This window comes from Micromonospora sp. NPDC007220 (assembly GCF_040634035.1).
GTDB classification, from domain to species: domain Bacteria; phylum Actinomycetota; class Actinomycetes; order Mycobacteriales; family Micromonosporaceae; genus Micromonospora; species Micromonospora reichwaldensis.
Genome location: NZ_JBEYEU010000050.1, coordinates 1 through 12030 on the forward strand (window position 1 = coordinate 1; position 12030 = coordinate 12030).

A 12030-nucleotide genomic window follows, 5' to 3' on the forward strand; every position below is an offset into this window, starting at 1 on the left:
TGGAGGGGCCGGCGGTGTCGGTGGACACGGCGTGTTCGTCGTCGTTGGTGGCGTTGCACCTGGCGGTGCAGTCGCTGCGGCGCGGCGAGTGCGACCTCGCCCTCGCCGGCGGCGTGACCGTGATGTCGACCCCCGGGCTGTTCGTGGAGTTCTCCCGGCAGCGTGGCCTGGCCGCCGACGGCCGGTGCAAGGCGTTCGCCGCGGGCGCCGATGGCACCGGCTGGGGCGAGGGCGTGGGCATGCTGCTGGTCGAGCGGCTGTCGGACGCCCGGCGCAACGGCCACGAGGTGCTGGCGATCGTGCGGGGCAGCGCCGTCAACCAGGACGGTGCCTCCAACGGTCTGACCGCCCCGAACGGCCCCTCCCAGCAGCGGGTGATCCGGCAGGCCCTCGCGTCGGCGCGGCTCTCCACGGCCGACGTGGACGTGGTCGAGGCGCACGGCACGGGCACGACGCTGGGTGACCCGATCGAGGCGCAGGCCCTGCTGGCCACGTACGGGCAGGAGCGCGACGCGCCGCTGCTGCTGGGGTCGGTCAAGTCGAACATCGGCCACACCCAGGCCGCCGCCGGCGTCGCCGGCGTGATCAAGATGGTGCTGGCGATGCGCGAGGGCGTGGTCCCCGCGACGCTGCACGTGGACGAGCCGTCCCCGCACATCGACTGGAACTCCGGCGCCGTCGAGCTGGCGATCGAGTCGCGGCCGTGGCCGGCCGTAAACCGGGCGCGCCGGTCGGCGGTGTCCTCGTTCGGCATCTCCGGCACGAACGCCCACGTCATCATCGAACTGCCCGAGGACCTCCCCGCCGAGAGCGCGGAGCCCGACGGCGAGGCCGCCGAGGGTCGCAGCCCGGGGCTCGTGGCCTCCGACGTCGTCGTCTGGACGGTGTCGGGGCGGTCGAAGGGCGCGCTGGCCGGTCAGGCCGCCCGCCTGGCCCAGCACGTCCGCGTGCACGCCGACATCGACGCGGCGGCGGTGGGCTGGTCCCTCGCCGCCACCCGGTCGACGTTCGACCAGCGGGCCGCCGTCGTCGGGGCCACCGTGGCCGAGCTGCTGGCCGGGCTCGACGCCCTGTCCGCCGGCGCGCCGGCGGGGAACCTCGTCACGGGTACGGCCTCCGGAACCGGTGCGGTGTTCGTGTTCCCGGGTCAGGGTGCGCAGTCGGCGCGGATGGCGGCCGGTCTGGTGGGTCGTACGCCGGTGTTCGACGCGAAGTTGGCCGAGTGCCAGCGGGCCCTCGCCCCGTATCTCGATGTCGATCTCGTGTCGGTCTTGACCGGTGACGACGAGTCGTGGCTGGAGCGGGTCGAGGTCGTGCAGCCGGTGCTGTGGGCCGTGGGTATGGCCCTCGCCGCCGTGTGGCAGCACGCCGGTGTGGTTCCGGCTGCGGTGGTCGGTCACTCGCAGGGCGAGATCGGTGCCGCGTGCGTGGCCGGGATCCTCAGCCTGGACGACGCGGCGAAGGCCGTGGCGCTGCGCTCCCGGGCGCTGACGGTCCTGCGGGGCACCGGCACCATGGCCTCGGTCGACCTCTCCGCCGAGGCGGTCGCCGAGCGGCTGCCGGCGTTCCCGGGTGTCGGGGTGGCGGCGGTGAACGGCCCGTCCACGGTCGTGGTCTCGGGTCCGCCGCAGCCGGTCGCCGACCTGGTGGAGTCGTGCCAGGCCGAAGGTGTGCGGGCCCGGTTGATCCCGGTGGACTACGCGTCGCACTCGGCGGCGGTGCAGGAGGTCGCCGAGCAGTTGCGCGCCGATCTGGCCGACGTGACTCCGCGACAGGGCCACGTCCGACTCGTCTCCACGCTCACCGGGAACTGGGTCGACCCGTCCTCGATGACGGCGGACTACTGGTACGACAACCTGCGGCAGACCGTCCAGTTCGAGGCCGCCGTGCGGGTGGCCGTCGAGGCGGGTCACACGACGTTCGTGGAGATCAGCCCGCATCCGGTGCTGACGATGCCGGTGACGGCGATCCTGGACGACGCGGGCGCGACCGGGCACACCCTGGGCAGCCTGCGCCGCGGTGACGACGACGCGACGCGGTTGCTGACGAACCTGGCCACCGCCCACACGATCGGCCTGCCGGTCGACCTGGGCACGGTCCTCGCCGGGACCGACGTCGTGGCGCTGCCCACGTACGCCTTCGACCGGAGCCGCTTCTGGCCGACCGCGGTGACCGGGCAGGGCGACACCGAGGAGACCCCGAGCGGCGTCGACTCCGCGTTCTGGGCGGCCGTGGAACGCGAGGACCTGGCCGCGCTCGCGGAACTCACCGAGCAGGAGGCGGCGGAGTCCCTGGAACGGCTGGGCGCCGCCCTGCCGGTGCTCGCCTCCTGGCGGCGGCAGCAGCGCAACCGGTCCAGCCTCGACGACCTGCGGTACCGCAGCGTCTGGCAGCCGTACACCGGGACGCCGGTCAGCTTCCTGCCCGGCGCCTGGTGGGTCGTCGCCGACGAGCGGCACCCGGAGGAGGGCGAGGCCGCGGTGGTCGAGCTGACCCGCCGGGGCGCCGACGTCCGACTGGTGCTGGTGCCGGAGAACCTGACCGACCGGGCCGCCCTCACCGCGCACCTGAGCGGTGCCGTCCGCACCCCCGACGGCGTACCGGCTCCGGTGGACGGGGTGCTGTCGCTGCTCGCCCTCGCCGACGGCGCGGTCGACGACACCCAGCCGGTGCCGCCCTTCCTCGCCCGCTCGCTGGCGCTGATCCAGGCGCTCGGGGACCTCGACGTCGCCGCGCCGCTGTGGTGCGTCACCCGGGGCGCCGCCGGCACCACCCGCAGCGGCGCGCCCGGCCGGCCGGAGCAGTCGCTGCTCTGGGGCCTCGGCCGGGTCGTGGCCCTCGAACACCCCGAGCGGTGGGGCGGCCTGGTCGACGTGCCGGCCACCCTGGACGACCACGGCTGGGACCTGCTCTGCGCCGCGCTCGCCGGCCTCGACGGCGAGGACCAGCTCGCGGTCGACGGCGCCACCATCCTCGTCCGCCGGCTGGTGCGGGCGCCCGGCGGTGAGGCGGCCACCGACGAGGCCGGCTACCCGGGCACGACCCTGGTCACCGGCGGCACCGGCGCGCTCGGCGCGGAGGTGGCCCGCTGGCTGGCCGCCCGGGGCGCCGAGCACCTGATGCTGGTGAGCCGCCGCGGCGCGGACGCCCCCGGCGTCGCCGAACTCGTCCGCGAGCTGACCGGGGCGGGCACCCGGGTGACCGTCGCGGCCTGCGACGTGGCCGACCGGGCGGCGCTGGCGAAGCTGCTCGACGAGGTACCCGCCGACGCGCCGCTGACCAGCGTGGTGCACGCGGCCGGCGTGCTGGAGGACGGGGTGCTCGACGGGCTCACCGCCGACCGCCTCGCCACCGTCCTGCGGCCCAAGGTGCTCGGCGCCCTGCACCTGCACGAGCTGACCGTCGGGCGGGAACTGCGCGCGTTCGTGCTGTTCTCCGCGCTGGCCGGTCAGCTCGGCGCCGCCGGTCAGGGCAGCTACGCCGCGGCCAACGCCTACCTCGACGCCCTCGCCGAGCAGCGGCACCGGCAGGGCCTGCCGGCCACGTCGGTCGCCTGGGGCCCCTGGGCGGCCGGCGGGATGGCCGCCACCGACCAGGCCGTGGAGGAGCGCCGCCGCCGCACCGGCGTGGCCCGCCTCGACACGGAAGCCGCGCTCACGGCGCTCGCGCAGTGCGTCGCGCGGGGCGAGCCGGCGACGATGGTGGCCGGCATCGACTGGGCCCGCTACGTGCCCGGGTTCGTGGCCGTGCGGCCCAGCCCGCTCATCGCGGGCGTGGCCGAGGCGCGCCGGGCCGTCGCCGAGCGGGCCGAGGACACCGGCGTCTCCGCGGAGTCCCTGGCCGCCCTGCTCGCCGGGCAGACCGACGCCGAACGACGCAAGACCCTGCTGGAGCTGGTACGCGGGCAGGCCGCCGCGGTGCTCGGCCACGCCTCGATGGACGCCGTCGAGCCGGACCGGGCGTTCCGGGAACTCGGCTTCGACTCGCTGACCGCCGTGGAGCTGCGCAACCGGCTCACCGCGGCGACCGGCGTCCGGCTGCCCGCCACGGTCGTCTTCGACTACCCGACCGCCGCCGGGCTGGCCGAGTACGTGCGGGCCGCGATCGTCGACGGCGGCGTGGTCGGGGTCGCACCGGTCTTCGGTGAGCTGGACAGGTTGGAAGCGGCGCTCTCCGGCTCGGCGCCGGACCGCAGCGCCAGAATTCGGATCACCGAGCGGCTGCGGGCGCTGCTGGCCTCCCTCAACGAGGCCGACGCGCCGGCGGACGGCGACACCGTCGCCGAGAAGCTCCAGGACGCGACGCCGGACGAGGTCTTCGACTTCATCGACCGCGAGCTGGGGATGTCCTGACGTGATCGCTGCTGCGACGACGGGTCAACACAAGGAGTGCGCGGTCCATGGCTGACGAGGCGAAGCTTCTCGACTACCTCAAGCGGGTCACCGCTGACCTGCACCAGGTGCGCCAGCGCCTGCGCGAGGTGGAGGCCGGTGAACAGGAACCGGTCGCCATCGTCTCCATGAGCTGCCGCTTCCCCGGCGGGGTGCGGTCGCCCGAGGACCTGTGGGAGGTCGTCGCGTCCGGCCGGGACGTCGTCTCCGACTTCCCGGAGGACCGCGGCTGGGACCTCGGGTCGCTCTACGACAGCGACCCCGAGCAGAGCGGCACCTCGTACACGCGGCAGGGCGGCTTCGTCCACGACCTGGCCGACTTCGACCCGGGCTTCTTCGCGATCTCCCCCCGGGAGGCGCTGGCGATGGACCCGCAGCAGCGCTGGCTGCTGGAGACCTCGTGGGAGGCCCTGGAGCGGGCCGGCATCGACCCGCACTCGCTGCGCGGCAGCCGCACCGGTGTCTTCGCCGGCAGCACCGGCCAGGACTACGGCACCGTGCTGATGGGCGCCGCGCAGGGCCTCGAAGGGCACCTGATGACCGGCAACGCCGGCAGCGTGGTCTCCGGCCGGATCGCCTACACCTTCGGGCTGGAGGGGCCGGCGGTCACCATCGACACCGCCTGCTCGTCGTCCCTGGTCGCCCTGCACCTGGCGGGGCAGGCGCTGCGGCAGCGGGAGTGCACCCTGGCCATCGTCGCCGGGGTCACCGCCATGTGCACCCCGGCCGCCTTCGTCGAGTTCTCCCGGCAGCGCGGTCTCGCCGCCGACGGCCGGTGCAAGGCGTTCGCCGCCGCCGCCGACGGGACCGGCTGGTCCGAGGGCGTCGGCGTCCTGGTGCTGGAGCGGCTGTCGGACGCGCAGCGCAACGGCCACCCGATCCTCGCCGTGGTGCGGGGCAGCGCGGTGAACCAGGACGGCGCCTCCAACGGCCTGAGTGCCCCGAACGGGCCGTCGCAGCAGCGGGTGATCCAGCAGGCCCTGGCCAACGCCGGTCTCGCCGCCGGCGGCGTGGACGTGGTGGAGGCGCACGGCACCGGCACCCGGCTCGGCGACCCCATCGAGGCGCAGGCGCTGCTCGCCACGTACGGGCAGGACCGGGGGGACTCGGCGCCGCTGCTGCTCGGGTCGGTCAAGTCGAACATCGGTCACGCCCAGGCCGCCGCCGGTGTCGCCGGTGTGATCAAGATGGTCATGGCGATGCGGCACGGCGTCGTGCCGCCCACCCTGCACGTGGACGAGCCGACGCCCGAGGTCGACTGGTCGGCCGGCGAGGTGTCGCTGGTGACCGAGGCGACGCCGTGGCCGGCGGCGGGCCGCCCGCGCCGCTCGGCGGTCTCCTCGTTCGGGGTGTCCGGCACCAACGCGCACACCATCCTGGAGCAGGCCCCGGCGCCCCAGCAGTCCCCGTCGGCCGCCGCCGCGCCTGTGGTCGAGCGGCCGGTCGTGCCGGTGCCGGTGTCGGCCCGGGACGCGGCCGGCCTCGCCGCGCAGGCGGGCCGCTGGGCGGCCCGGATCGCCGCCGACGAGACCCTGCGGCCCCTGGACGTGGCGTTCTCGTCGGTCACCTCCCGCTCCACCCTGGACCACCGGGCCGTGGTCTCCGCGACGGGCCGCGACGACCTGCTGGCCGGGCTGCGCGCCCTCGCCGCCGGGGAGCCGTCGGGCGCGGTCGTCACGGGTCAGGCCGGCGGCCGGGGCCCGCTGGCGGTGCTCTTCTCCGGCCAGGGCGCGCAGCGCGCCGGCATGGGCCGGGAGTTGTACGCCGAGTTCCCGGTCTTCGCGGCCGCGCTGGACGAGGTGTGCGTGCAGCTCGACCCGCTGCTGCCGCGCCCGCTGAAGGACGTGCTGTTCGCTCCGGAGGGTTCCGCCGAGGCGGAGCTGCTGGACCAGACCGCGTTCACCCAGGCCGGGCTGTTCGCCGTCGAGGTGGCGCTGTTCCGGCTCGTCGGCTCGTACGGCGTGGTGCCGGACTTCGTGGGCGGCCACTCGATCGGCGAGGTCGCCGCCGCGCACGTGGCCGGGGTGCTGTCCCTGGCCGACGCGGCGGCGCTGGTGGCGGCGCGGGGCCGGCTGATGCAGGCGCTGCCCACGGGCGGCGGGATGCTCGCCGTCGCGGCGGCCGAGGCCGATGTGCTCGCCACGCTCGACGGCCTGGCCGACGTGGGAGTCGCGGCCGTGAACGGGCCGACGTCGGTGGTCGTCTCCGGCGCCGTCGAGGCTCTCGACGAGGTGGAGCGGCTCTGGAAGGAGCGGGGCGCGCGCACCCGTCGGCTCACGGTCAGCCATGCGTTCCACAGTCCGCTGATGGAGCCGATGCTCGACGGGTTCCGGGCCGTCCTCGACGGGCTGACCTTCGCCGCGCCGACGTTGCCGATCGTGTCGAACGTGACCGGGGCGCTCGCCGACGCCGACGAGATCCGCACCGCCGACTACTGGGTGCGCCACGTCCGGCAGGCCGTCCGGTTCGCCGACGGGGTCGCCGCGCTGCGCGCCGCCGGGGCGGACACGTTCCTGGAGGTCGGGCCGCAGAGCGTACTGACCGCGATGGCGGCGGACATCCTGCCCGGCGACGACGGCGTGCTGGCCGTCGCCGTGCAGCGCAAGGACCGGCCCGCCGTGCACGGGCTGCTGGCCGGGCTGGCCGAGCTGCACGCGCACGGGGTGGCCGTCGACTGGCAGCCGTGGTTCGCCGACACCGGCGCCCGGCGGGTGGACCTGCCCACGTACGCGTTCCAGCACCAGCGCTACTGGCCCGAGGCGGGCGCCGGGTGGACCGGCGACGTCACCGCGTTCGGCCTGCGGCCCGCGCAACACCCCCTGCTCGGGGCCGCCGTCGGCGTCGCGCACGCCGAGGGCTTCCTGTTCACCGGGCGGCTGGCCCGGCGTACCCACCCGTGGATCTCCGACCACGTCGTCTTCGACACCGTGCTGCTGCCCGGCACCGGCTTCGTCGAACTCGCCCTCCAGGCCGGCGCGCACGTCGGCGCCGACCACGTCCGCGAACTCACCCTGGAATCGCCGCTGATCCTGCCGGAGACCGGGGGCGTCGACATCCAGCTCTGGATCGGCCCGGCGGACGAGACCGGCTGCCGGTCCGTGTCGCTGCACTCCGCCCAGGACGGCGAGCCGGACGAGGGCGAGCGGGCCTGGACCCGCAACGCCAGCGGAGTGTTGGCCAGCGGCCCGGCCGTGCCGAGCGGCCCCGCCGGCTGGTCCGACCTGACCACCTGGCCCCCGCCGGGCGCGACCGAGGTCGGCACCGACGACCTCTACCTGAACCTCGCCGCCCAGGGCTACGACTACGGCCCGTCGTTCATCGCCCTGCGCTCCGCCTGGCGGCGCGGCGACGACCTCTTCGCCGAGCTGGCCCTGCCCGAGGCCCCCGCCGCCGAGGCCGGCGGGTACGGCCTGCACCCGGCCCTGCTCGACGCGGCGCTGCACACCCTCGGCCTGACCACGCCGGCCGGGGAGCCGTCCGGGGCGGACATGCCCCCGGGGTACGGCCGGCTGCCGTTCTCCTGGAACGACGTCGCCCTGCACGGCGCCGGCGCCGCGGCGGCCCGCGTCCGGGTCTCGCACACCGGCCCCGACAGCATCTCGCTGCTGCTCACCGACGTCACCGGCGCGCCCGTCATCTCCGTCGGCTCCCTGGTCCTGCGACCGGTCTCCGCCGACCAGCTCCGCACCGCAGGGGGCGGCGGCGCCGAGTCGCTGTTCAGGGTCGAGTGGGCCCCGCTCGCGCTGCCCGCCGGCCCGTCCACCGTCGACTGGGCGGTCATCGGCGACGCGGCGGCGCTCACCGAGGCGGTCGCCGCCACCGGCACGACCGTGGCGGCGTACGCCGACCTGACCGCCCTGGCCACGGCGATGGACGACGGGACGGGCGCGCCCGGCGTGCTGGTCGTGCCGTTCCTCGACCCGCCCGCGTCGGCGGACGTGCCCGGGGCCGTCGCCGAGGTGACCCACCGGGCGCTCGCCGTGCTCCAGCAGTTCCTCGCCGACGACCGCTACGCGGACTCCCGGCTGGTGGTGCTGACCTCGGGCGCGGTCGCCACCGAATGGGACACCGACCTGACCGACCTGGCCGGTGCCGCCGTGATCGGCCTGCTCCGCTCCGCCCAGTCGGAGAACCCCGACCGGTTCGTGCTGGTCGACGTCGACGACATCGCCGGCTGCGCCGCCGCGCTCGTCCCGGCCGTCGCCACCGACGAGCCGCAGGTCGTGATCCGCGCGGGCGTCGCCGCCGGCGCCCGGCTCACCCGGGTCCCCGCCCCGAGCGAGCCGCCGGCCGCCCCGTTCGACGGGGACGGCACCGTCCTGATCACCGGCGCCACCGGCACCCTCGGCCAGCTCATGAGCCGGCACCTGGTGGACACGTACGGCGTCCGGCACCTGATCCTCACCAGCCGGCGCGGCCGCGCCGCCGGGGGCGTCGCGGAGCTCTGCGCCGAGTTGGAGTCGCTCGGCGTGAGCGTCACCGTCGCCGCCTGCGACGTCGCCGACCGCGCCGCCGTGGCCGAGCTGCTGGCCGGCATCCCGGCGGAGCACCCGCTCACCGCCGTCATCCACGCCGCCGGCGTCCGCGACGACGGCGTCATCTCCTCGCTCACCCCCGAGCGGATGGACGGCGTGCTGCGGCCCAAGGTCGACGCCGCGTGGCACCTGCACGAGCTGACCGCCGACCTCGATCTGAAGGCGTTCGTCTCGTACTCCTCGCTCGCCGCCACCGCAGGCGGCCCGGGCCAGGGCAACTACGCCGCCGCCAACGCGTTCCTCGACGGGCTGGCCCAGCACCGCAAGGCGCGCGGCCTCGCCGCCCTCACCCTCGCCTGGGGCCTCTGGGCCGACCGCAGCGGCATGACCACCGAGCTGGACGACGTCCACCTCAACCGGATCTCCCGCTCCGGCGTCGCCGCCATGGAGGCCGAGGAGGGGCTCGCCCTCTTCGACGCGGCCTGCCGCACCACCGACGCCGCGCTCGTCCCGGCCCGGCTGGACCTCGCCGCGATGAAGGTGCAGTTCGCCGGCGGGAGCATCCCGCCGCTGTACCGGGCGCTGATCCGCATGCCCGCCCGCGCCGCCGCGGCCACCACCGGCGCCTCGCTGGTGCAGCAGCTCGCCGGGCTCGGCGACGCCGAGCGGGCCGCCGCGCTGGTCGAGATCGTCCGCGGCCAGGCCGCCGCCGTGCTCGGCTACCCCGACCCGGCGGCCATCGAGCCGCGCCGGGCGTTCAGCGAGTTCGGCTTCGACTCGCTCACCGCCGTCGAGATGCGCAACCGGCTCAACAACGCCTTCGGGATGCGGCTGCCGGCCACCCTCGTCTTCGACTACCCGACCCCGCACGACCTGGCAGCCTTCCTGGGTACGGAGATCGCCGGCACCCCGGTCCCCGTGCGACCCACGACGACCGCCGTGCCGGTCGGCGACGACGAGCCCCTCGCGATCATCGGCATGGCCTGCCGGCTGCCCGGCGGCGTGTGGTCGCCCGACGACCTGTGGCGGCTGGTGGTCGACGGCGTCGACGCGATCAGCGACCTGCCGACCGACCGGGGCTGGGACCTCGACAGCCTCTACAGCCCCGACCCCGACGCCCCCGGCACCTTCTACGCCCGCGGCGGCGGCTTCCTCAGCGGCGTCGACCGCTTCGACCCCGGCTTCTTCGGCATCTCGCCCCGCGAGGCCCTGGCCATGGACCCGCAGCAGCGGCTGCTGCTGGAGACCACCTGGGAGTCCTTCGAGTCCGCCGGCATCGATCCGACCGACGTACGGGGCAGCAGCACCGGCGTCTTCGTCGGCACCAGCGGCCAGGACTACGGCTCGCTGCTCGCGTACTCGCCGGAGGCCGCCGAGGGCTACATGCTGACCGGGATGACCAGCAGCGTCATCTCCGGGCGGGTGGCGTACACGTTCGGGCTGGAAGGGCCGGCGGTGTCGCTGGACACCGCCTGCTCGTCCTCCCTCGTCGCGCTGCACTGGGCCGGTCAGGCGCTGCGGCGCGGTGAGTGCGACATGGCCCTCGCCGGCGGCGTCATGGTGATGGCCACCCCGACCGCGTTCGTCGAGTTCTCCCGGCAGCGCGGCCTCGCCGCCGACGGCCGGTGCAAGTCCTTCGCCGCGTCCGCCGACGGCACCGGTTGGTCCGAGGGCGTCGGCATGCTGCTCGTGCAGCGGCTCTCCGACGCCCGCCGGCAGGGCCGCACCGTGTACGCGGTGGTGCGCGGCTCCGCGATCAACCAGGACGGCGCCTCCAACGGGCTGACCGCCCCGAACGGCCCCTCGCAGCAGCGGGTGATCCGCCAGGCCCTCGCGTCGGCCCGCCTGACGACCGCCGACGTGGACGTGGTCGAGGCGCACGGCACGGGCACGACCCTCGGTGACCCGATCGAGGCGCAGGCCCTGCTCGCCACGTACGGGCGGGAGCGGCCCGCCGACCGGCCGCTGCTGCTCGGCTCGATCAAGTCGAACATCGGCCACGCCCAGGCCGCCGCCGGTGTCGCCGGCGTGATCAAGATGGTGCAGGCCATCCGGCACGGCCTCGTCCCGGCGACGCTGCACGTGGACGAGCCGTCCCCGCACATCGACTGGACCTCCGGCGCGGTGGAGCTGGCGACGGAGTCGCGGCCGTGGCCGGCGGTGGACCGGCCGCGCCGGGCGGCGGTGTCCTCGTTCGGCATCTCCGGCACGAACGCCCACGTGATCATCGAGCAGGCCGACGAGCCGCAGGCCGTGGCCCCGGCCGAGCCCGGCCCCGGGCTCGTGACCTCCGACGCGGTGCTGTGGTCGCTGTCGGGGCGGTCGAAGGGCGCCCTGGCGGGCCAGGCCGCCCGCCTGGCGGAGTACGTGCGCGAGCGCGGCGAGGTCGATGCGGCGGCGGTGGGCTGGTCCCTCGCCGCCACCCGGTCGGTGTTCGACCAGCGGGCCGCCGTCGTCGGGTCGAGCCTGGAGGAGCTGCTGGCGGGGCTGGACGCGCTGGTGTCGGGGGCGCCGGCTGGCAACGTCGTCGCCGGCGCCGCCACGCCCCACGGTGCGGGTCCGGTGTTCGTGTTCCCGGGTCAGGGTGCGCAGTCGGCGCGGATGGCGGCCGGTCTGGTGGGCCGTACGCCGGTGTTCGATGCGCGGCTGGCGGAGTGTCAGCGGGCCCTCGCCCCGTACCTGGACGTGGACCTGATCTCGGTGCTCACCGGTGAGGACGAGTCGTGGTTGGCGCGGGTCGAGGTCGTGCAGCCGGTGCTGTGGGCTGTCGGCATGGCGCTCGCCGCCGTGTGGCAGCACGCCGGTGTCACCCCGGCGGCGGTGGTCGGTCACTCGCAGGGCGAGATCGGTGCGGCCTGCGTGGCCGGCATCCTGTCCCTGGAGGACGCGGCGAAGGCCGTGGCGCTGCGGTCGCGGGCGCTGACGGTGCTGCGGGGCACGGGGACGATGGCGTCGGTGGACCTGTCGGCCGAGGCGGTGGCCGAGCGGCTGCCGGCGTTCCCGGGTGTCGGGGTGGCGGCCGTCAACGGCCCGTCCACGGTCGTGGTGTCGGGTCCGCCGCAGCCGGTCGCCGACCTGGTCGAGTCCTGCCAGGCCGACGGTGTGCGGGCCCGGTTGATCCCGGTGGACTACGCGTCGCATTCGGCGGCGGTGCAGGAGGTGGC

Annotated in this window: 2 protein-coding genes; both read left to right on the forward strand. The window is 75.7% G+C overall.

Going from position 1 to position 12030, the window contains the following annotated elements:
• Nucleotides 1-4352, forward strand: a 4352-nt coding sequence (locus ABZ573_RS32275) for a type I polyketide synthase (protein ID WP_358122873.1), incomplete at its 5' end; no start/stop codon positions are given.
• A 47-nt stretch (nucleotides 4353-4399) separates the two neighbouring features.
• Nucleotides 4400-12030: type I polyketide synthase (locus tag ABZ573_RS32280; protein WP_358122875.1), on the forward strand; the 7631-nt coding region annotated here is incomplete at its 3' end.